The sequence below is a fragment of the Methylococcus capsulatus str. Texas = ATCC 19069 genome, from assembly GCF_000424685.1.
Classification (GTDB): domain Bacteria; phylum Pseudomonadota; class Gammaproteobacteria; order Methylococcales; family Methylococcaceae; genus Methylococcus; species Methylococcus capsulatus.
Genome location: NZ_AUKJ01000021.1, coordinates 98,759 through 119,465, shown reverse-complemented (window position 1 = coordinate 119,465; position 20,707 = coordinate 98,759). Strand labels below are relative to the sequence as shown.

19 protein-coding genes are annotated in these 20,707 nt (G+C 64.2%); 8 read left to right on the top strand and 11 right to left on the bottom strand.

Annotated elements, in window-relative coordinates; genetic code table 11:
- The first annotated feature begins 30 nt into the window (after positions 1-30).
- The 5 genes from H156_RS0110070 (at position 31) to H156_RS0110050 (ending at position 5,660) form a co-directional block, all read left to right on the top strand.
- Entirely contained in the window at positions 31-1,656 is a 1,626-nt protein-coding gene (locus tag H156_RS0110070) for a porin (protein WP_017364182.1), read from the top strand.
- A gap of 48 nt (positions 1,657-1,704) precedes the next feature.
- Positions 1,705-2,076, top strand: coding sequence for a c-type cytochrome (locus H156_RS0110065; protein ID WP_017364183.1), 372 nt, complete (start codon positions 1,705-1,707; stop codon positions 2,074-2,076).
- A 92-nt stretch (positions 2,077-2,168) separates the two neighbouring features.
- On the top strand, positions 2,169-3,221 hold the full coding sequence (locus tag H156_RS0110060) for a PstS family phosphate ABC transporter substrate-binding protein (RefSeq protein WP_017364184.1): 1,053 nt from the start codon (positions 2,169-2,171) through the stop codon (positions 3,219-3,221).
- 183 nt (positions 3,222-3,404) lie between these two features.
- Positions 3,405-4,604 carry an amidase gene (locus H156_RS0110055; RefSeq protein WP_036246380.1) on the top strand — a complete coding sequence of 400 codons (1,200 nt, stop codon included), beginning with the start codon at positions 3,405-3,407 and terminating at the stop codon, positions 4,602-4,604.
- A 294-nt stretch (positions 4,605-4,898) separates the two neighbouring features.
- On the top strand, positions 4,899-5,660 hold the full coding sequence (locus H156_RS0110050) for a transporter (RefSeq protein WP_238536778.1): 762 nt from the start codon (positions 4,899-4,901) through the stop codon (positions 5,658-5,660).
- A gap of 1 nt (position 5,661) precedes the next feature.
- Here H156_RS0110050 and H156_RS0110045 read toward each other — a convergent pair whose 3' ends face one another.
- The 9 genes from H156_RS0110045 to H156_RS0110005 all read right to left on the bottom strand — a co-directional run bounded on the left by H156_RS0110045 (position 5,662) and on the right by H156_RS0110005 (position 13,263).
- Positions 5,662-6,393 carry a heme ABC transporter permease gene (locus tag H156_RS0110045; RefSeq protein ID WP_017364187.1) on the bottom strand — a complete coding sequence of 244 codons (732 nt, stop codon included), beginning with the start codon at positions 6,391-6,393 and terminating at the stop codon, positions 5,662-5,664.
- Positions 6,394-6,397: 4 nt separating this feature from the next.
- Entirely contained in the window at positions 6,398-7,075 is a 678-nt protein-coding gene (gene ccmB / locus H156_RS0110040; protein ID WP_017364188.1) for a heme exporter protein CcmB, read from the bottom strand.
- 175 nt (positions 7,076-7,250) lie between these two features.
- Positions 7,251-7,874 (bottom strand): cytochrome c biogenesis heme-transporting ATPase CcmA, encoded by a 624-nt coding sequence (gene ccmA, locus H156_RS0110035; RefSeq protein ID WP_026597610.1) that lies wholly within the window; start codon positions 7,872-7,874, stop codon positions 7,251-7,253.
- A 48-nt stretch (positions 7,875-7,922) separates the two neighbouring features.
- Entirely contained in the window at positions 7,923-8,894 is a 972-nt protein-coding gene (haoB, locus tag H156_RS0110030; protein ID WP_017364754.1) for a hydroxylamine oxidation protein HaoB, read from the bottom strand.
- The gene (locus H156_RS0110025) at positions 8,894-10,498 is read right to left on the bottom strand and encodes a multiheme c-type cytochrome (RefSeq protein ID WP_081423403.1); all 1,605 of its coding nucleotides are present in this window, start codon (positions 10,496-10,498) and stop codon (positions 8,894-8,896) included. Before H156_RS0110025 ends, haoB begins: the two co-directional genes overlap by 1 nt.
- 133 nt (positions 10,499-10,631) lie before the next feature.
- Positions 10,632-11,348: an MgtC/SapB family protein gene (locus H156_RS0110020; RefSeq protein WP_010960263.1), complete on the bottom strand. Its 717-nt coding sequence runs from the start codon at positions 11,346-11,348 to the stop codon at positions 10,632-10,634.
- A gap of 1 nt (position 11,349) precedes the next feature.
- On the bottom strand, positions 11,350-12,132 hold the full coding sequence (locus H156_RS0110015) for a ketopantoate reductase family protein (protein ID WP_017364752.1): 783 nt from the start codon (positions 12,130-12,132) through the stop codon (positions 11,350-11,352).
- A 22-nt stretch (positions 12,133-12,154) separates the two neighbouring features.
- A complete protein-coding gene (locus H156_RS0110010; protein ID WP_017364751.1) occupies positions 12,155-12,805 on the bottom strand; it encodes an HAD family hydrolase in 651 nt (216 codons plus the stop codon).
- Complete coding sequence (locus H156_RS0110005; protein WP_256996420.1) at positions 12,802-13,263, bottom strand: VOC family protein; 462 nt, start codon at positions 13,261-13,263, stop codon at positions 12,802-12,804. Before H156_RS0110005 ends, H156_RS0110010 begins: the two co-directional genes overlap by 4 nt.
- Between H156_RS0110005 and H156_RS0110000 the strand changes: the two genes are divergently transcribed.
- The gene (locus tag H156_RS0110000) at positions 13,262-14,620 is read left to right on the top strand and encodes a M18 family aminopeptidase (RefSeq protein ID WP_017364749.1); all 1,359 of its coding nucleotides are present in this window, start codon (positions 13,262-13,264) and stop codon (positions 14,618-14,620) included. The two genes, H156_RS0110005 and H156_RS0110000, sit on opposite strands and share 2 nt — an antisense overlap.
- Here H156_RS0110000 and H156_RS0109995 read toward each other — a convergent pair.
- A complete protein-coding gene (locus H156_RS0109995; RefSeq protein WP_017364748.1) occupies positions 14,606-16,126 on the bottom strand; it encodes a hypothetical protein in 1,521 nt (506 codons plus the stop codon). The two genes, H156_RS0110000 and H156_RS0109995, sit on opposite strands and share 15 nt — an antisense overlap.
- A gap of 8 nt (positions 16,127-16,134) precedes the next feature.
- Positions 16,135-18,162, bottom strand: a complete 2,028-nt coding sequence (locus tag H156_RS0109990) for an acyltransferase family protein (RefSeq protein ID WP_017364747.1) — start codon at positions 18,160-18,162, stop codon at positions 16,135-16,137.
- A 202-nt stretch (positions 18,163-18,364) separates the two neighbouring features.
- Between H156_RS0109990 and msbA the strand changes: the two genes are divergently transcribed.
- Positions 18,365-20,170 (top strand): lipid A export permease/ATP-binding protein MsbA, encoded by a 1,806-nt coding sequence (gene msbA, locus H156_RS0109985; protein ID WP_017364746.1) that lies wholly within the window; start codon positions 18,365-18,367, stop codon positions 20,168-20,170.
- A 70-nt stretch (positions 20,171-20,240) separates the two neighbouring features.
- Complete coding sequence (locus H156_RS0109980) at positions 20,241-20,678, top strand: dihydrolipoyllysine-residue succinyltransferase component of 2-oxoglutarate dehydrogenase complex (RefSeq protein WP_010960271.1); 438 nt, start codon at positions 20,241-20,243, stop codon at positions 20,676-20,678.
- Positions 20,679-20,707 lie beyond the last annotated feature (29 nt).

Here is a 20,707-nt window from a genome sequence, read left to right as displayed (position 1 = left end):
GAAAAACGACATCACGAAATGAGTAACGACATGAAATCCAATTTATTGCGCGTGAGCGGGGTGGCTCTGTTGGGCGGTGCGCTGGCGGTGCCGGCCGAAGCCGCACTCGAGCTGTACATGGACAAGAAGACCAAGCAGATCTATGCCGAGCCCGGCCCTGGCCGGGTCCGCCTGGGAACCTTCGAGCAGGTGGAGGAGAAAAGCGCGTCTTCTCTCGAGCAGAAACTGGACGAGAAAAAGGTCGAGCTTGAAGCGCTGGAGAAGCGCCTGGACAAGAAGGCGGCCGCTATCAAGGAATCCGAGAAGAAGGTGGCGAGTGCGCCGGCACCCTCCGGCGAGAAGAAGTGGTTCGACAAGATCAGCATCAAAGGCTATAACCAGGTCCGCTACAGCCAGTTGCTGAACGGCGACGAGAATACACGCGACAATCTGGCGATGCCGAACGACAACTCCATCGGCCAGAACAAGGACTTCCTGCTGCGGCGCACCCGCCTGGCCCTGACGGCGGACGTGTCCGACCACCTGCTGTTCTATCTGCAGACGGATTTTGCGGCGAACACGCCGGCGGTGGATCAGAACAACTCGACCAGTCAGTACCAGTTTGCGCAGATTCGCGACGCTTACTCCGATGTGTTCATCGATTCGGAACGCGAATACCGCTTCCGTGTCGGCCAGTCGAAAATCCCGTTCGGCTGGGAAAACCTGCAGTCGTCCCAGAACCGCATCGCTTTCGAACGCAACCTGGCGACCGACGCCAACGCCATTCGCGACGAACGCGATCTCGGCGTCTTCGCGATGTGGTCGCCCGACGTCGCCCAGGAACGCTTCAAGTACCTGCAGAAAAGCGGCTTGCGTGGTTCCGGCGACTACGGCGTGGTGGCTTTCGGCGTCTATAACGGCCAGGGCGCCAACCGCTTCGAGCTGAACGACAACCTCCACATCGACGGCCGCGTAACCTATCCGTTCGAACTGCCGGGCGAGCAGATCCTCGAAGTCGGCGCTTCCGGCTATAACGGCAAATATGTCGTGAATATGCAGAACTTCAATGGGCCAGCGGATCCGGTCACGGGAAAAGTGACCCAATACATCATCGGAAAGAACTTTTTCAACACCGCCGCCGGCGGCCGCAACATGACCCAGAAAGGGACGATCACCGGGACCAGCGTCAACGGCATCAACGACGGCCAGGGCCAGCAGGATTTGCGCGGCGCCATTCACGCCGTGCTCTATCCGAAGCCGTTCGGTTTGCAGACGGAATGGACCTGGGGTATCGCGCCGACGCTGCAGATCGATCCCAGCAAACAGCTCGCCTGGATCGAATCCAAGAACGTGTGGGGCGGCTACGTCCAGGCCCATTACAAGATCGACCACTTCTACGGCGGCTGGATGCCCTACGCCCGCTTCGAAACCTATAATGGCGGCAGCAAATTCGACAACAACTCGCCGAACATCTCCGAACGCCTGTGGGAGTTCGGTGTGGAATACCAGCCCTGGCCGGAGGTCGAAGTCACCGCCGCGTACGATTTGATCAATACGACCAACTTCCGTACGACGACGGCGGGAAGCACGGCGGGCTGGAATTCCAAGGAACTGGCCTCGGGTTATGGCCAGGCCGACGGCAATGTGCTGCGCCTGCAGCTTCAGGCCAATTATTGAGCCGGTCGGGCCGATGCGCATCGTCGACCTCATTCAAGGAACACGGATATGAAAATCAAACTGTCGATACTGGTTGCGCTGCCCCTGCTGATGGCGGGTTGCGCGTTGCACACCCCGATCGATGCGAACACGCCCGAATTGGCGAACGCTCGTTTCGACTATCAGAACGGACGCAACACCTACGCCACCTATTGTTCGGCCTGCCACGACAACGGCACCAATGGAGCGCTGACCCCTTCGGCCACCGTCATCTGGGGCGAGCCCTCCGCGTTGTGGCGGAAGATTCTGAACAAGCACGTCGATCTCAAATATCTCGAAAACCCCAAGACCATCGTTGGGGAGGGATATTCCGAGAAGAACGTCGCCGATGCGATCTACTACATGGTGACGCAGCCCGGTAACCGGGGCGGCGCTTGGTAACCAACGGCGGCACCGGCCCGCGGACGTCCCCGCGAGCCGCGCCGCGCTCACTCTGAACGATGCAAAAATCCCTTGACAGCGGAGAAATTCACGTGAAAAAGATCGTCAGCATAGGCCTGGCCGTGTCGGCCACCGTTTTCGGCGCCGGCGCATCGGCTGCCGGTGGGCGTGACACCATCAGCATCGTGGGTTCTTCCACGGTGTATCCCTTTGCCACCGTGGTGGCGGAACACTTCGGCAAAGGTGGGAAATTCAAGACGCCGAAAGTGGAGTCCACCGGCACTGGCGGCGGCATCAAGCTGTTCTGCGCCGGCGAAGGCGTCGATCATCCGGATATCGCCAACGCTTCGCGTCGCATGAAGGACACCGAGTTCCAGCAATGCAAGAAGAACGGCGTCAAAGACATCGTCGAGGTCAAGATCGGCTTCGACGGTATCGTGCTGGCTCGGTCCAAGAAATCCAAGCCGATGGAACTGAGCCGTAAGGATATCTATCTGGCACTGGCCAAGCAGATTCCCGATCCCGACTGCGGTGGCTGTGACAATTTGATCGATAATCCCTACAAGACCTGGAACGAGGTCAATCCCGCGCTGCCCGCCACCAAGATCGAGGTGTTGGGTCCTCCGCCGACTTCTGGAACCCGCGATGCCTTTGCCGAACTCGCCCTGGAGGGCGGCTGCAAGGAGTTCAAGTGGATCGCCGCCTTGAAGAAGGACAACGAGCCGGAGTACAAGAAGGTCTGCCACACCGTTCGTGAAGATGGCGCCTATGTGGAAGCCGGCGAAAACGACAACCTGATCGTGCAGAAACTGGTTGCCAATCCGAATGCAGTCGGCATCTTCGGGTACAGTTTCCTGGAAGAAAACGCTGACAAGGTCGCCGCGGCGAAGATCGAAGGCGTGGACCCTTCGTTCGAATCGATCGCCGACGGCAGTTACTCGATTTCCCGCCCGCTGTACTTCTACGTCAAGAAATCCCATGTCGGGATGATTCCGGGTATCGTGGAGTACATCGCGGAATTCACCTCCGAGAAGGCTTGGGGCGAGGACGGTTACCTGTCCGAACGCGGACTCGTCCCGCTGCCGGCCGACGAGCGGAAGGAAATGGCCGAAGATGCAAAGAAGCTGAAGCCGCTTTCCCTGTAAGGGCTGTCACAGCCGCCGTCATTCCGCGACGGCCCGGGGGTCTTCGATCCTCGGGCCGTTTTTTTTCCTTGGGGAGAGTTCCGGAGTCGCCTTCCGCAGTGACTGGCGAACCGTTTAGAATGGCACGAGGATATGGATTCATCCTGCCGTTTCCCCAACCACCGCAGCTCCCAGACTTTTCGGATGCCCGAATCCTCGCGTTCGTTTCTTGCCCAGATGGAAATTCGCGCGGCGGTCACCGGACCGCTGGTGGGCCTTTCCTTCGGCGTCAAGGATTTGATCGACATCGCCGGCCATGTGACCGGCTGTGCCAATCCCGACTGGGCCAGGAGCCATCCGCCCGCGGTTGCTCATGCCGTGTGTGTGGAGCAGTGTCTGCAAGCGGGTGCCGTCTGCCTGGGCAAGACCTGTGCGGACGAGCTGGCTTTCGGTCTCACCGGCGAGAATGCGTTCTACGGCACCCCGCTGAACCCAGCCGCACCCGACCGGGTGCCGGGGGGCTCTTCCAGCGGATCGGCGGTTGCTGTGGCCGCGGGCGAGGTGGATTTCGCCCTGGGTACGGACACGGCGGGTTCCATTCGCCTCCCGGCCAGCAATTGCGGCATCTGGGGGATGCGGCCCAGCCATGGCGGGGTTTCCGTGGCTGGTGTCAATCCGCTGGCACCCGGTTTCGATACGGTTGGCGCCTTCGCCCGCAATGGCGAGACGCTGCAGCGGGTCATGAGCCTGTTGCTGAACGTCGATCCGCTCCCCACCGTTTCCGGCAGGCTGTGGCTGTTGCAGGAGGGCTTCGACGCGGCCGAGCCTGCCGTCCGCAAGGCGTTCGGACCGGTCCTGAAGCGGCTGGCCGGCAGTTTCCCGAGCCGCGAGATTTCCTTGCGAAGCATCGATGGAGAAGCCGGGGTTTCCGGCATGGACAACTGGCGTCAGGTCTTTCAGCCCATTCAGTGGGCTGAAATCTGGAGTACCCTGGGTACATGGATCGAGTCGGCCCGGCCGGCTCTGGGCGAGCGCACCCGCCGCAACTTCGAGCTGGCCAAGGGGCTGGACCGCCGCCTGTTGCCGGCCGCGCTGGCACGCCGGGAGCGTTACCGGGCGGCACTTGCAAGAGTCCTCGGGCCGGAAGACGTGATCTGCTTCCCCACCGTGCACGCACCGGCGCCTTTGAAGGGCAGCCTCGGGCTGGACCGCACCCAGGGCGATTATTTTCCGCGGGTGCTAGCCCGAATGGCGATCGCGGGAATCTGTCGGCTGCCGCAAATTTCGCTCCCGGCGGTCGAAGTGGAAGGGGCGCCTGTCGGTCTTTCCCTGCTGGCCGCAGAAGGGAACGACGCGTTCTTGATGGCCGTCGCCCAGGGAGTGGCGGCCGTCCTCGATGACTAGTCGCCGGCTGGCAGTTTCGGCAAACCTGCCGGTTCCGGCATAGCCGGGGTGGCGATGCGATCCGTCGGGCGCCCGTTGAAGCGAGTCGGCCAGGTCTGGGAAGTCGCCTTCGCCTGGCTGCTCGTGTTGCCGGCCGCCGCACCGGTGCAGGGTGTCGAGCCGGGTGCACAGTTCTCCCCATCCGGGTCTTCGCCGGAACGTTCCGCTGGGTATGCCACAATTTACCGCGAACACGTTCACAGCACGGAACCGGACCGGCCGCGGAGGCCGGGCTCCACGCCCGCGCCCCGGGGGGTGGCTCCGGCGCCTCGGGTGGTGACGGTGAGGGAGCCCGGCCCTGATCTCGCCAATTTTCCCAATTCGTCCTACACCCTGCCCGAAGGTGGTATCTATCTGGAAATGAGCCCTTTCACGCTGCAGGGGGCGAGTTCGGATTCGGTGAAACAGTACAACTGGGAGTTCCTGTTCCGCTATGGCTTGACCGACGACGTGGAACTGCGCCTGTTCACCCAGGGGCTGACGGTGCAAGGGCCACCGCAGTCGGCGACGGGATTTGCGCCGCTGACGTTCGATACCAAGATCCATTTGTACAAGGACGATTTCGAGTATTTCAACTACTCGGTGGGGCTGGAAGCCTACGTGCAGAGCACCTGGGGGAGCCCCTTCTTCGACAACGGCACCCAGGGTTCGTTGACGATCAACGCGGATCATGTCCTGCCGTGGGGCATTGCTTTCAACTGGAACTTTGGTTTCGCCAGCCTAAAGGACTTCAGGGGCGCCGAGGTCATCCTGCCTTCGTTCCAATGGGCTTTTCAGCGCGACGTCGTCGAGGACTTCGCGCTGTTCATCCAGGGGTACGTGAACGCCGCAGCCCTGCCGCGCACGCTGCATGCCGGGGCGGTCGGGCCGGTCAAGACGTTGCAGGAGCATGCTGTCGGCGCCGGTTTTCAGTGGACCCTGAATGACCGCATCGCGGTGTTCGGGAGCTACAGCGGCGCGTTGGGAGCCTATGTGCCGAGTTATCTGGGCACGATGGGTCTGGCCGTCGCTTTTTGACTCAGCCGAACAGCTCCTTTATCCAGGCGCTGCGGCGTTCGCGCTCCAGCAGTTCGGTGCGTGCGCGGACCAGCACCAGGGTGAAGTAGTAGCACTGGAAGGCCAATGCCATCAACAGCAGCGGGAGCAACATGCTGGCGTGGATCGAAGGCTTGTCCAGCTTGGTGACCGTGGGGCCCTGGTGCAGGGTGTTCCACCATTCCACCGAGTAATGGATGATGGGGATGTTGACCACGCCGACCAGGATCAACAGCCCACCGGCGCGGGCGGCGGTGCGCTTGTCATCGATCGCCGAGACCAGGGCGATGTAGCCCAGATAGAGGAACAGCAGAATCAGTTCGGAAGTCAGCCGCGCGTCCCACACCCACCATGTCCCCCACATCGGCTTGCCCCAGAGCGAACCGGTCACCAGTGCGAGGAAGGTGAACGAGGCGCCCATCGCCGCCGAACTGGAGGCCATCACATCGGCCAGCTTGATGTTCCAGATCAGGTGGATGGCGTACAGCACCGCCATGAAGGTGTAGATGAACATGGACATCCAGGCCGCCGGCACGTGGACGAACATGATCCGATAGCTCTCGCCCTGCTGATAGTCCGGCGGCGCCTTGAACAGACCGAAGTAGAGACCTGTGACGAACAGCAGAACGGTGATCGTGCCCAGCCAGGGGATCAGCTTGCCGCTGATGCGGTAGAAATGCTTGGGCGATGCGAGCTTATGGAAGAAGGTCCACATGGCGTCAACTCATGCTTATGCGCAACGCGGCCGCGATGGCGACAGGCGCGAGCGTCAGCGCCAGCGTCAGCAAAGCGGCCAGGAAGTACAACTGACCTTCCACCGGCATGCCGGCACCGGCGGCGGCGACGGCATTGGTGGCGAAGATCAGCACCGGGATGTAGAGGGGCAGTATCAGCAGGGTCAGCAAGATGCCGCCGCGCTTGAGGCCCACGGTCAGCGCCACCCCGATGGCGCCGATCAGGCTCAGCAGCGGCGTGCCGATGGCGAGCGTCGTTTCCAGCGTCCAGGCGGCCCTGGAGGGCATGTCCAGCAACAGGGCCAGGAGCGGCGCCAGGAGCAGCATGGGCAGGCCGCTGACCAACCAGTGTGCCAACACCTTGGCGATCACCAGCAACGCCAGCGATCGGGGGCTGAGCAGCATCTGTTCCAGCGAGCCGTCGTCGAAATCGCTCCGGAACAGGTTTTCCAGCGAGAACAGCGCGGCCAGGAGGGCCGCTATCCAGATCACTCCAGGGGCGATCCTTCTCAGCAGTTCCGGGTCAGGGCTGACACCCAAGGGGTAGAGCGTGACGATGATCAGGAAGAACAGCAGCGGGTTGGCGAGTTCGCCGCGATGGCGGAACGCCAGCACCAGATCGCGCCGCAGGATGGCGAGAAAGGCGGAGGCGAGGCCGTTCATCGTAAATCCGGTATTTGGATGAATCTGAAAGGCCGCAAGCCCTCATCCCCGTCCCTTCTCCCAATGGGAGAAGGGCGTAAAGGCCCTCTCCCTTTGGGAGAGGGTTTGGGTGAGGGGAAACTACGGTTGGCATTCCTTTGAGGCCATTTGTAGAGATTCGACCGCCTTTTCTCATTCATGACAGATTCAGGCTCCGGCAGTCGCCCCGGACATCCAGGGCATGGTGTGAAGTCATCAGTGCCATCCCACCGTTCGCCAGATGGAATTCCAGCAGCTCGCGCACCAGGGCGATCCCCCGCACGTCCAGGGCGGTGAAAGGTTCGTCGAGAATCCACAGGGGGACCGGATCGAGCAGCAGGCGGCACAGCGCCGTGCGCTGCTTCTGGCCGGCGGAAAGTCCACGCGCCGGCACGTCCTCGAAGCCGCGCAGACCAACCCGGGCCAGGGCGTCGTCGATGCGCGCCTCATCGGCCATTCGACCGCGGAGGGCCACCGAAACCCGGAGATTTTCCAGCGGCGACAATTCGGCCTTCAAACCAGGCGCGTGTCCCATGTAGACCATCTCGGTGAAGTAGCTCGCCCGGTGGTGCTGGATGTCCAGGCCGCGCCAGCGCACCTCGCCCTCGGCGGGGCGGCTCAAACCCGCCAGCACACGGAGCAGACTGGTCTTGCCGGCGCCGTTGGCGCCTTCGACCTGCAGCAGTTGGCCAGGCGACAGGGTCAGGTTCAGGCCGGAAAACAACAGCCGGTCGCCCCGGATGCATTCGAGGCCCTCGGCGCAAAGAGGGGCGTCTGACAAAGGCGTGGATGTTCAAGGATTAGAGAAACGCGCGGCTCGCCGCGCGGGTCACATCTTACCTTCGCCGAAGTTCAGTGCATAGATGGTGATATGGGAACCCCAGCCGGACTGATAGACCGTTTGAGCCTGCGGCAGCGGTCTGGCCAGAGAGGTGGTGAAGGGCAGCAGCCGTGCAAGCAGGGTATCGCGGCCTTGCGGCGTGGTGATGCGCCAGGCCTGCACGCCGGCTCCGGGCGTCTGCTGGACCAGATAGCTGGCCTGATCGACGTCCTGCCGGGCCCACTGCTGCACCGCCGCGATCTGGCCGTGCAGGTCTCCACCGGGGAAGCGGGCGGCCTCGAACGGGAGACGGACGCCGGCCAGCGCCTCGATTTCGCCGAGGCGGGCCAGATCGTCCAGACAGACGAGCAGGTAGACCGGACGCTCTGCCGGTAGCTCGGCTTTCATCGCCTCCAGGGCCGCGTCCGCCTCCATGGTCAGCCAGCGCGCCAGGCGCCGCGACGCATCCGGCACCGCCGCAAATCCGCCCGCGACCTTGCCCCATACGCTCCGCTCCTCATCGTCCGGGAAGGCGGCAGCGGCCGGCCGGTCGAGCCACGTCTCCCGGCCACTGAGGAAATGGATACGCTGGGCATCGTCCCACCAGGCGAGGAACAGGGCGTTCCCGTCCGTATGGCGGATGATGGCCTCGCCCACGGCCTTCCATGTGTCGTGCCGCAGCCGATCCGCAGGAAACAGGGTCACCCGGTGGCTTTGGTTACGGGCGTCGCGGTAATCGGCCACGGTCAGTGTGACCGAGGCATTGCCGCGGCGCAGGGCGTAACGCGTCAGCGCGGTGATGGGGAAAGCCCCGCCGGGTTCCAGAGCGGTTCGTTCCGCTTCGGTCGCCGGCACCTCTTCAAGAGTGACAGCCGGGCGGAACCGGTCGTACAGCAGCAGCGCGCCGCCCGACAGCAGCAGGACCAGGCCCGCCAGGCTGGCCAGCCGAGACCGCTTCGGCTGGCCGGTCTCGCCCGACATCAGTGCTTGCGCCGGTAGAGCAGTACGGCGATGCCTGCCAGCAGCGCCAGCCCGCCCAGGACGTTGCGGACGTTCGAGTCATCCTTTCCGGCGGGCGGGTTGGCCGCGGCGGCGCCAGGGGCATTGCCGGACTTCTCGCGCAAACGGGTGTTCTCGTCCATGATGACCGCGTAATCCCGCATCAGCTCGGACCAGCCTTCGGTATAGGTGAATCCTCCAGGGTTGCCGTGGACCAGCCCCTTGTAGAGCTTGATCAGGTCATGTTCCCACATGTCGGCATGGACCCGTTCCACGTGGCTGGGATTGTTGCCCTTGGCCCAGAACAATTGGAAGAATCCGCCGGGAGCGTCTTTCTCCGGTGCCGGGGGCGCAGGGCGGTTGGTCTTCTGGCCCGGCAGCAGACCGTCCCTGAATAGTCCTTCGACGACCTGCTTGGCTTCCTGCTCCACCTTGAGTCCGGCGAGTGTGCCCTTGTCGGCGGCTTCCAGATAGCTCCGGGCGAAGCTCGGACTGTGGCAGTGGGCGCAGGTGGTATTCCAGTTTTCCTTGCGGCCTTCGAACCAGGGATGCTTCAGGTTGTCGGCGATGGCCGGGGTGGGGTTGAAGCCCCAGCGGACCTTGCGCACCAGGTTGTGCGAGAACTCGCCGTTGAACTCGAAATGGCAGTATTGACAGGTGGGTGCGGTATAGCCGCCCTTGGTCAGGGCGTCCTTGAGCGGGACATCGAAGTTCCAGGTCGATTTGTGGGTCTGGTAGACCGTGCCGTGCTTGGACAGCGTGTAGTTCTCCCACTCGTTGTGATCGACCCCGTTGTGGCAGGTCGCGCAGGCCTCGGGCTGACGGGCCTCGGCGGCCGAGAAGCTGTGGCGGGTGTGGCAGCCGTCACACTTGTTTTGCTGGTAATGGCACATGTCGCAGCCTTGGGCGATTTCGCGCTCGGCCATGCCGGCCCAGATGGCGGTTTCGACGTTGGCTTCCCAGTCCACCGCGTGGGAGGGATGGCCCTTGCCCCACTGTCCCTGCGGCCACTGCTGGTCCTTCTCGGATTCGGCCTCGGCGAACTCCTGCAAGTGACAGCTGCCGCACTGAGTGCGGTCCGGCATGACCAGGTCCTTGTCGTGGCGGATGGACTGGGCGCCGACCTTGCCGTGGCAGTCGATGCAGCCGACTTCCTTGAGCGGTTCGCCTTCTTTCAGGACGCCTTGTTTGACCAGATTCCTTTCGATCTCGGCCAGCTTCTCCTTCTTGTAGAAACGTGCGTCCTGGCCGTTGCTGAGATTCCTGATCGCATCGAGCTTCGCATGGGTGCTGTTTTCCCACGCATGGAAAGCGCCCGGCGTCAGGCTCTGGTGACAGGCCACGCACTGGTCACGGCTCACTTCGCCCGAGACCGCCGTGGGCGGTTGATAGAAATTCCGGGGATTCCAGTATTTCTGGATCGGGATCGGCTCCCAGTACTGCGAGAACTTGCCCTTGCCGGGATGGTCCTTCTCGTACTTGTCCTTGAGCCCGGAAAAATCCGTCTCGCCCGCGGTGGCGGATGCCGTCAGCTGAACGAACATCAGCAAAGCGGCCAGCAGCCATGTCGTAGTCATTTTGATCATTGGGGTGTGCTCCTTCGGCAATCCATCCTGGTCGTTATCGGTACAAAGTATCGGAACAAAACCAAATGACGTCAACAATCAAGAGGCGTCGTTCGAGGCGCCCCGGTCTGGCGGAACGCCGGCTCGTCCGGTGTCACTCCGAGGTGCTCGGACTCCAGAACGCCTGGCTGACGACCGGGTGTTCCTTGAGCTGCTGGAGGATGCGCTCCAGGTGGCTGCCGTCGACCGAGGCGGCAGCGAGCGTGGCCTCGATTTCGATCTCCTCGTCGCCGAAGGCATGCACCGCCAGATCGCCGAGCGGGTAGCCAGCCTGCTGCAACACCTGCTCCACCAGAGCCAGCGCATCCTTCCGCCATTGGCGCGGGGCGATGACGTAGACGGTATGGGTGACTTCCACCGCCGGTGTATCGATGGGCTGGCGGTTGATGCGGTCCACCACGGGACGCAGGAGAGTATTGGCGGCCAGCACGAAAACGGTGGCGAGCAGCGCTTCGAGAATCAGGTCTGCGCCGGCGCAGGCACCCACCGCCGCCGATCCCCACAGGGTGGCGGCGGTGTTCAGGCCGCGGACGTTGCCTTGTTCACGCATGATGACGCCGGCCCCCAGGAAGCCGACGCCGGACACGACGTAGGCGACGACGTGCACGGCGCCGTCGTGGCCATGCAGGCGGTTTGCCATGTCGACGAAGATGGCGGCGCCCAGCGCGACGAGGACGTTGGTGCGCAGTCCGGCGGTACGCTGGCGGAATTGCCGTTCGAGTCCGATCACAGCGCCGAGCGCGAAGGCCGCCGTGAGGCTGATCAGGGTGTCCGACAACGAGGTGATGTTGATGTTCTGGATCGCTTCCATGTCAGGATGCCGGCGTGGCGGCGGCCAGCCCTTCGGCGATGGCGGTCAGGGTCGGGGTGGCGATGCCGGCAGCTTTGGCGTGGTCCAGCGCCCGCCGCAGGCGTGCGGGCGCGGTGCGCCCCGTGCAGATGTGATTGGGGTCGCCGGCGAAGCCTTCGAGCATGCCGGCCATCAGCCGGCGGCGGGGCAGGCGGGTCTGGGTGAGCCATTCCTGGATGTCGAGGATTTCATCTGCCGTTTTCTCCGCCAGTTCGCGGTGCCGGTCCCACAGCTCGCTCACCGTACCGCCGGTGCGGAGGCCGGCGATGTTGATGGTGAGGATGTAGAGGTTTTTCCGGACCAGTTCGTACAGCAGTTCCTCGTCGGGAATGGTATGACACGGCACCTCGATCGCTTCCAGGGACTGGACGACCAGACCGGCACGGGGTCCGGCGACCGGGGTGGGCAGGACCGGGACGAAGGGTCGGCCTTTTTTCTTGTCGAACCAGACCACGATCACGGTGGGATCGGTGATGCCGTGGCGCTGCCAGTCGCACGGCAGCAGTTCGTTCTGCAACAGGCCCAGCCGCGTGCGCCATGCCGATGGCATCGACGCTAGCACCGGATGCAGCTCCGTTTCTCCGACCGCGACCAGCACCAGATCGGGCTCGGGAATCGCCTGCGCCACGCTTTCCGGTCGGCTTCCCCGCAGGATGGGGTGGACGGGGTGGCCGCATTTCAAGAAACCCCGCGCGAACAAATCGCCCATTTCTCCCATCCCGATGATGACGACAGGTTTTTTCATGAGGCATCTCACCACAGGCTTTTCAGTCGCCGCACAAAAGACCCGGCAATTGTGCCATCGACCCGAACACGATGGCACCCGCCTCGGCGAGGGTAGCCGGTTCCTCGTCGCCGGCATAGCCGTACACCGTCATGCCGGCCGCCCGCGCCGCCAGCACGCCGCTGCGCGAATCTTCGACGACCGCGCAGCGCTCGGGCCGGGCGCCCATTTGCTGGGCCGCATACAGGAAGAGGTCGGGCGCCGGCTTGGGATGCGCGACCTGGGCAGCGGAATAGGCGTGTTCGCCGAAATAGCCGCCAAGCCCGGTCACCGTGAGTGACAGTGCCAGCCGGGCCGGCGGCGACTGGGAAGCCACGCACAGCCTGCCGCCGCGCGCCGTCAGCAGATCCAGCACCGGACGTACGCCCTCCACCGGCTGCAGGTCGCGCTGGAAGCCCTGCGCGGTGGCGATGCCGAGTTCATAGAACCAGTCGGCGTTCAAGGGCGGCAGGGCTTCGTTTTCCGCCCAGCGGGCCACGTCCGCCATGGTCTTGCCCTTGAACATGGCGCGCAGGGCATCGGCCTCGACCGGCAGCCCGCGTTCGCTGAAGAATGCGGCAGTGATGCGGTTCACCAGCCGCTCGCTGTCCACCAGCACGCCATCGCAGTCGAAGATGACGAGTTCGTATTTCATGGGGCCGGGCCGATGAGTTCCACGGCGTTGCCGTCCGGGTCGCGGCAGAACACGGCGCGCCGTCCGGAGCGGCTGGTGGTGTGAGGTATGCCGGCCCGAGCCAGCCGGGCGAGCAGCTTCTCCCAGTCCGCCACCGCCAGCGCCACGTGGCGGTCGCGCCCGCCGTGCCTGGGCCGTTCCGTGCCCTGGTCGGGATTGGGGAGCACCATGAGATGGATTTGTTGGGCGCCGAGATCGTACCAGATCCCGTCGAAATCGAAATTCGGCCGGGCATCGCTGGGCGACAGTTCCAGCACGCCTTCGTAGAAGCGGCGGCTGGCCTCCAGATCGGATACCAGGAGGGAGACATGGTGCAAATGGCTGATGAGGGGCGTGTGGGGCATCGTAATCCGGTCGGGCTGCTGGCCACGGGGCTGGGATTGTGCCAGAAGCGGGGGGCGGCAAGTAACGGTCTGCATGATAAGTTACCGTCTTTCAGACTCGATTCCTTTCCCCCTTACCATGAACGACGACATGACGGCTGAATTCTCGACCGACGCCCAGCAGCTTCTCGATTTCATCGACCAGAGTCCCAGTCCCTGGCATGCCGGGCGTTCGATAGCGGCCCGGCTGCTGGCAGCCGGTTTCCGGCGCCTGGAGGAGGGCGAGGTGTGGCGGCTGGAGCCCGGCGATCGCGCTTTCGTGGTGCGCGGGGATTCGTCCGTGGTCGCTTTCATCGTGGGCGGGGGGACTCTGGCCGAAACCGGCTTCCGTATCGTCGGGGCGCACACCGACTCGCCCGGCTTGCGGGTCAAGCCGCGAGGGGCGCATGCGGAAGGCTCCATGCTGCGGCTGGGGGTGGAGGTCTATGGCGGGCCGATCCTCGCGACCTTCGCCGACCGGGATCTGAGCCTGGCGGGGCGGGTGGGCGTGCGGACGGAGGCTGGCGTCGACATCCGCCTGGTCGATTTTCCGGATGCGCTGGTGCGCCTGCCGAACCTGGCCATTCACATGAACCGCGAAGTCAACAAGGACGGGCTGAAGTTCAACAAGCAGACCGAACTGCCGCTGCTGCTGGCGGTGGCGGACGAAGTACCGGCGGAGGACCGGCTGCGCGCCTTGCTGTCGGAGCGGGCCGGCTGCGATCCCAAGGATGTCTTGAGCTGGGAGCTGAGCGTGTTCGACACTCAGCCGGGGGCTTTCTGGGGCCCGCAGCGGGAATTCATCGCCGACGGCCAGCTGGACAATCTCGCCTCCTGCCATGCCGGCCTGAGCGCCCTGCTGCAGGTGTCCCACGCCGAGGCGGTGGCGGTGGCGGCGTTCTTCGATCACGAGGAAATCGGCAGCGAAAGCCACAAGGGCGCGGACGGTGCGTTATTGCCGGACGTGCTGGAACGCATCGCACTGGCGTTGGGACTGGACCGTACCGGCTACAAGCGGGCGCTGGCGCGCAGTTTCCTCGTCAGCGCCGACATGGCACATGCCTATCAGCCCAATTTTCCGCAGTCTTACGAACCGCAGCACAAGGTCTTCGTGAACGCGGGTCCGGTCGTGAAGACCAATGCCTGCGGCCGTTACGCGACCGATGCGGAGGCGGCGGCGCGGATCATCCGCCTGTGCGAGCGGGCGGAGGTGCCGTACCAGCAATACGTGCACCGCACCGATCTGGGCTGCGGCAGCACCATCGGCCCGATGACCGCTGCCCGCTTGGGTATCCCCGCGGCCGATATCGGCAACCCGATGTGGGCGATGCACAGTGTCCGCGAAAGCGCCGGGGTACGGGATCATACCCACATGATTCGTCTATTGCGGTGCTTTTTCTCAACGGGAGCGTGAGCTGCCGTCGTTCAGCCGGTAAATCAGCACATGTTCGCGCGGGCTGGGAGAAAACGTCTTGAGGGCTTCGCGGTTCAGCGCCTTTTCCGCCTTTTTGAGGTCGCGCGGCGAGGTCAGGCGCAGAGCCAGATAGTCGGGCAGGTCGGGCTGGGTCAGCCAGTCCGCGAGCCGGTCGAGCGGCATCAGCCGGCGGGTCTGTTCCTGGTTCATGGGGCGTCCGGCGTAATAGTCGATCCTCGGATCATTGGTCACCAGGCTCGCGCCGGCCGGGATGTTTTCCCGTACCCAACCGCCGACATCGCGCAGGTAGAGCCGGTAGTCGGGAGTCACGACGGCGCTCTTGATGCACAGCACCGCGACCAGTCCTAGCGCAAGCCGCCTGGCCCAGGGCGATCCCGTTCCGGCGGCGATGCGTTCCAGGTATACCGTGCCGGCGAGCAGCAGCAGCGCGGACGGCAGCAGCGCGTAGCGTTTGTCCGGGACGAGCTGGACGGCCAGGAACACCAGCAGGGTGCCGCTGGCCATGGCGGCCGCCCAGAGGATCAGACCGAACCGGGGAGGCAGCCGACCGCCGAATCGATGCACGGCGTAAGCGAAAATCGCTAGCAGCACCGGTCCGAGATTGGCGCCGATCAGCCACAACAGGGTGGCGACGAGACCCGTTCCGAGGATCAGTTTCGCGTACTCCGCGCCGTAGTCGTTGGGGAGTGCTGCGGCCAGCCGATCGGCGTGCAGGGAGAAGAATTTCCAGATCAGCGTGGGGTCATGGTAGCCGTAGGCGGTGATTTCCCACAGCTTGCCGGGGGCGAGCCTGCCGCTGGCGAGGAGAGCAGCGCCCAGGATCAGCACCGGTACGATGCCGCTGATCGGCAAAAGGAAGTTGTGCGCCCTGGCGCGCCAGGGCAACGGCTCGACCAGGAAGTAGAGGGGAACGGAGAGGATCAGCACCAGTGCCTCGATCCGGAACACGAACGCCCCCGCCATGCCGGCTTGCCAGAGCAAGGCATGACCCAGCTTGCCCCGAGGCTCGAAACGGAACTGGACCAGATGCAGCAGTCCCCAAAGGCTGGCCGCCAGAAAGCCCCAGTCCCGGACGATGTTTAGCCGGTCGCCCAGCGCCGGGAAAGCCAGGATGAGCAGCACCGGCGTCCAGCCGGAGGGCGTTTCCCCGGCCCCCCGCAGGACGAAATGCAGCCGGACGAAGCAGTCCGCGATGACCAGGAAGCAGAATGCGCCGAGCGCGTGGGCGGAAGTCTCCAGAGGCCAGCCGGTGAGGCGGGACGCCGCCGCGATCAGCAGGGAATAGCCAGGCCAGCCGTAGACCGCCACCGCGGATTTCACGCCCTGGTCGAGAAAGGCCGCTGCGGCATCCAGGTACAGAACGCCGTCTTTGTTGATGACATCGCCCACGGTCAGCGAAATGACGAAGAAGCCGGTCATGAGCGCAGCCGCGGCGAGACGCGCGCCGGATTCATGACGGGGAATGAGGTACGGGGGATGGGACATGGCGGGCATCAAGGCGCGTGGGCGAAGGTGCGGACCCCGTCGGGGTGGGCGAGGAGCCGGCCGGCCACCAAGACGGCCCCCTTCACCGTGAGGTGGTTGCCGTCGAACTGGTAGATCAGGTCGTCGTCGTGATGGGCGTAGCAGTACCGAGCATCACACAAGACCGCCGCCGGGTCGAACACCCGGACCTTGCCCGGAAAGCGGGCCGCGGCATTTTCGAGCAGGGTGCGTGCGAGCGTCTGGTCACGTTCGTGATCGGCCCGCGGCATCTGGCAGCCGGTTTCCGGGCTTTTGGGAAGCAGCGGGCGCAGCAGCGAATAGCAGGCGGTCATGACGGTTCGGTCCATGTCCGGGTTGTCCAGGCTGAGGATGACGTATTTGTCGGCCTCTGCGAGGCGCTGCAGGGTGTCCGACAGGCCGATGCGGAACAGTCCTGCGGCGCTTTCGGCACCGCCGCCCCGCGTGCTGCGCAGCGTCATTCCGCCGTCCAGGTACTGCTTGTAGAACGCCGCGATGACCACCGTCGTGATCTCCGGCGTCCGCGCGATGAAGTCGATCACGTTGCCGACGAACGGCTGGCAGCCGGCGCTTTTGCCGTTTTTCTTGACCGTGTCCAGTCCGACGAAGGGTAGGCAGCTCCCGCGTCCGAGATTGATGACGGTTTCCGGGCGGGCCACCGCGGTCGCCAGGCCCTGGTAGAGCATGTTGCCGTGGGAGTCGCCGATCACCACGGTCAGTGGCTGGTCCCTGGGCAAGTCACCGAGCTGGAAGAAGTCGTCGCCCGGCTTGAACTCGCCCTGGAAAAGCGCTCTCGCGACGCCGTTGTCGCGGTAGCCCTCCGTGGCCAAGCGGGGAAGGTCGCGGTCGATCTTCAGCCGGACCTCGGCGAGTGCGGCGCGTTCCGGCAGGCCGTCCGCCAGGAATACGGTGAGGCCCAGGCCAGCCGTGGCGGTGAGCATCAGCCCCAGCGATGCCAGTTTGAGCCGCTGCAACCCGGAAGCGCCGAAACGCAGAGGGCGTTCGACGTAGCGGAAGGTCAGCCAGGCCAGCAGGAAGGCGGCGGCGGCGAGGAGCGCGGCACGATGATGCAGCGGCTCGCCCGAGCGCAGGATCAGCCCGAACGACAGCAGCAGCCAGTGCCAGAGATAGAGGGGGTAGCTGATGACCCCGATGAATACCAGCGGACGGCTGGCGAGCAGCCGCCGGTTGATCCAGGTATCCGGGCCGGCGCCGATGAGCAACAGGGCGCCCAGCGTGGGCAAGAGCGCCCAGGCGCCGGGGAAATCCTTGTCTTCGTCCAGAACCAGGACCGCCGCGGCAATCAGCAGCAGGCCGCCAGCCGCCTGCAGCTGGTGGCGCGTGTCCGTCGTAGGTTTGGCCGCGGCTCGCCGGAAATGGACATAGGCCAGGATGCTTCCGCCCAACAGTTCCCAGAATCGGGTGAAGGGCAGGAAGAAGGCGGAAACGGCGTCGCGATGGACCAGGTAGAGGTTGCCGCCGAAGGACAGGACGGCGAGCGTGAGCAGGGAGTATGCCGGATTGGCGCGGAGACGCCACAGCAGCGCCATGAGCACGGGATAGACCAGATAGAACTGTTCTTCGATGCCCAGGGACCACAGGTGCAGCAGGGGCTTGAAGTCGGCCGCCGTGTCGAAATAGCCCGATTCGCGCCACAGCACCAGGTTGGAAACGAAGCCGGCTCCGGCAGCGACGTGTTTCCCCAAGTCCCGGTACTCGTCGGCCAGCAACGCGAACCAGCCGAATCCCAGACCGCCCAGCAGCACGGTGATCAGCGCCGGGAAGATCCGCCGGGCCCGGCGTGCGTAGAAGTCCGCGAAACCGAAACTGTCGGCGTCGAGGTTTCTGAAGATGATGCCGCCGATCAGGTAGCCGGAAATCACGAAGAACACGTCGACCCCGGCGAAGCCGCCCGGCAGCGAACGCGGATAGGCGTGAAACACGATGACGGCCAGGATGGCGACGGCGCGCAGACCGTCGATGTCGGGGCGATAGGCGAGATGTCTGTGGATGCGCATGTCCGGTTCAGCAACGCCGGTGGATGTGGCCGGCATGAGCCGGGCGCGGGGAGGCCGGCGGTGGGGTGGAATTACGGTTTGCCCGGGGCGGGACGGCGGTCGAAATGACGTATGTGCTTGTCGGCGTTGTAACTTCGCTGTGGGTTGGGCATCATTGTAACGATGGCCGCCAGGCATTTCGAGATTTCCCCACGTTTTTCGCATGAAACATTCAGCTTCGGAGTCCAAGCCGCTGTCGAGCGGACTGGCCATCTACCGCCGCCTGCTCCGCTATGGATTTCCGTACTGGAGGTCGTTCTGCGTCGCCGTGGTGGCGATGATCGCCTATGCCGCCATCACGCCCTTCTTTGCCAAGCTGATCCAGCCGCTGATCGACGGCAGCTTCATCGACAACGATCCGACGGTGCTGCGCCAGGTGTCCCTGATGCTGATCGGCCTTTCCGTCCTGCGCGGCATCGCCGGCTTCCTGAGCGAATACTGCTCCGGTTCGGTCGGGCGGCGCGTGATCGCCGATCTGCGCCGGGACATTTTCGACCAACTGCTGAATCTGCCCTGCAGCTTTTATGACAACGCTTCGGGCGGCCAGCTCCTCTCCAAACTGCTCTATAACACCGAACAGGTATCGGCGTCGCTCCAGCAAGGCATCATCACCTGCATCCGCGAAGGCTTCACCGTCATCGGTCTGATGGCGCTGATGGTTTATCAGAACCCGGTGCTGTCCCTGGTCTTTCTGGTGCTGGGGCCGGTGCTGGGGCTGAGCGTCCGCTTCGTGAGCAAGCGGTTCCGCCGCCTGAGCATGCGCATCCAGGAATCCATGGGCAAGGTGAGCCATGTGACACAGGAAGTGATCGATGCCCAGCGCATCGTCAAGGTGTTCAACGGCAAGGCCTACGAGGCCGCCAAGTTCGCGACGGAAAACGACCGCAACCAGAAGCGGCAGATGAAGCTGATCGCCACCGATGCTCTGGGCGGCGGGGTGATCCATCTCATCAGCGTCGCCGGTGTGGCGGGCATCCTCTACGTCGTGTCGCTCGATTCCGTGCGGCAGACGATCACGCCGGGCAGTCTCATGGCGTTCATCGCGGCGATGGCCATGATGCTGAGCCCCATCCGCCGTCTCAGCCAAGTGGTGTCGGTCATGCAGCGTGGCATCGCCGCCGGCGACAGCATCTTTGCCATGCTCGACTTGCCGAGGGAGCGCGACCGCGGCCGAATCAGCCTGAAGCGCGCCCGCGGTTCGATCGAGTATCGGCACGTCAGTCTGGTGTATGACGACCGTCACGGCGCTGCGGTCGACGACGTCTCACTCGTCATCCCGGCTGGCAAGACCGTGGCCCTGGTGGGCCAGTCGGGCAGCGGGAAGACGTCGCTGGTGCGCCTCCTGCCGCGTCTTTACGAGGCGACGGCCGGGGAAATCCTGATCGACGGGCACGACATCCGCGAACTGACGCTGGAGAGCCTGCGCCGCCAGATTGCTTATGTCGGGCAGGAAGTGACGCTGTTCAACGATACCGTTGCCAGCAACATCGCCTACGGCTGCCTGGACAGGGTGGGCCTCGATGCCGTGCGCGAGGCCGCGCGGGCGGCGAATGCGCTGGATTTCATAGAGACGCTGCCGCAAGGATTCGATACCCTCGTCGGCCAGCAGGGCATCGTTCTGTCGGGCGGCCAGCGTCAGCGTATTGCCATTGCGCGGGCCTTGCTTAAAAATGCCCCTATTCTGATCCTGGACGAGGCGACCTCGGCGCTGGACGCGGAATCCGAGCGCTACGTGCAGCAGGCGCTGGAAGTCCTGATGCAGAACCGGACGACACTGGTGATCGCGCACCGGCTGTCCACCATCCAGAATGCGGACCAGATTTGCGTGATGCGCGGCGGGCGTATCATCGAGTGCGGCACCCATGCCCAGCTCATGGCGGCGCGGGGCGGTTATGCCGACCTCTACGCGATGCAATTCGGCTATTCGAGCGTGCCGGAAGCGGTGGCGGTGCACGCCGTGCGCCGCTGACAGGGCCGGGATGACCGGCGTGTGACAAGAACGGGGACCAACCCCGCCAAGCATTTCGAGGAGTGGCGTGATGACCGAGCTTCTGTTTGTCTTCACCGTGGTTTTTGTCGGTTATGTGCTTTACGAGGTGTTCAAGACCGTGTCCCGGCCGGCGTCGACGGCGGAGACGCACCGAGCCTGTGCGCCTGACGCGGCTGTGGAGAAGCACGCCGAAATTCCCCCTGAGCCGGTAGCCGAAGAACCCGCGGCCGAGACGAAAGCGCCGGTCGCCGAGAAAGCAGAGACCGGAGGGGAAGAAAAGGCGGTGTCACTGCGCGATCCGGTCACGGGTGAAATCGCCGCCGTCCCCACCAATTACCGTTTCGCCAAGAAATGGATCAAGGAGGCTCTGGTAACGGAGGGTCTCCTGGACCGCGTCTACAAGAACGCCGAGTTGGAAGGTGAAACGGCGCGGAAGGTCAAGGATGCGCTGGAACGTTTCAAGGGACTGGCCAAGTATCAGGGTTGAACCGAAGGCTCCGCCGCGGCCGGAGCCTT

Bases quoted from the DNA above. Each gene is read 5' to 3' on its own strand.
- H156_RS0110070 (WP_017364182.1), top strand. From the start codon at position 31: ATGAAATCCAATTTATTGCGCGTGAGCGGGGTGGCTCTGTTGGGCGGT.
- H156_RS0110065 (WP_017364183.1), top strand. From the start codon at position 1,705: ATGAAAATCAAACTGTCGATACTGGTTGCGCTGCCCCTGCTGATGGCG.
- H156_RS0110055 (WP_036246380.1), top strand. From the start codon at position 3,405: ATGCCCGAATCCTCGCGTTCGTTTCTTGCCCAGATGGAAATTCGCGCG.
- H156_RS0110045 (WP_017364187.1), bottom strand. From the start codon at position 6,393: ATGTGGACCTTCTTCCATAAGCTCGCATCGCCCAAGCATTTCTACCGC.
- ccmB (WP_017364188.1), bottom strand. From the start codon at position 7,075: ATGAACGGCCTCGCCTCCGCCTTTCTCGCCATCCTGCGGCGCGATCTG.
- haoB (WP_017364754.1), bottom strand. From the start codon at position 8,894: ATGTCGGGCGAGACCGGCCAGCCGAAGCGGTCTCGGCTGGCCAGCCTG.
- H156_RS0110025 (WP_081423403.1), bottom strand. From the start codon at position 10,498: ATGATCAAAATGACTACGACATGGCTGCTGGCCGCTTTGCTGATGTTC.
- H156_RS0110020 (WP_010960263.1), bottom strand. From the start codon at position 11,348: ATGGAAGCGATCCAGAACATCAACATCACCTCGTTGTCGGACACCCTG.
- H156_RS0110015 (WP_017364752.1), bottom strand. From the start codon at position 12,132: ATGAAAAAACCTGTCGTCATCATCGGGATGGGAGAAATGGGCGATTTG.
- H156_RS0110010 (WP_017364751.1), bottom strand. From the start codon at position 12,805: ATGAAATACGAACTCGTCATCTTCGACTGCGATGGCGTGCTGGTGGAC.
- H156_RS0110000 (WP_017364749.1), top strand. From the start codon at position 13,262: ATGATAAGTTACCGTCTTTCAGACTCGATTCCTTTCCCCCTTACCATG.
- H156_RS0110005 (WP_256996420.1), bottom strand. From the start codon at position 13,263: ATGCAGACCGTTACTTGCCGCCCCCCGCTTCTGGCACAATCCCAGCCC.
- H156_RS0109995 (WP_017364748.1), bottom strand. From the start codon at position 16,126: ATGTCCCATCCCCCGTACCTCATTCCCCGTCATGAATCCGGCGCGCGT.
- H156_RS0109990 (WP_017364747.1), bottom strand. From the start codon at position 18,162: ATGCGCATCCACAGACATCTCGCCTATCGCCCCGACATCGACGGTCTG.
- msbA (WP_017364746.1), top strand. From the start codon at position 18,365: ATGAAACATTCAGCTTCGGAGTCCAAGCCGCTGTCGAGCGGACTGGCC.
- H156_RS0109980 (WP_010960271.1), top strand. From the start codon at position 20,241: ATGACCGAGCTTCTGTTTGTCTTCACCGTGGTTTTTGTCGGTTATGTG.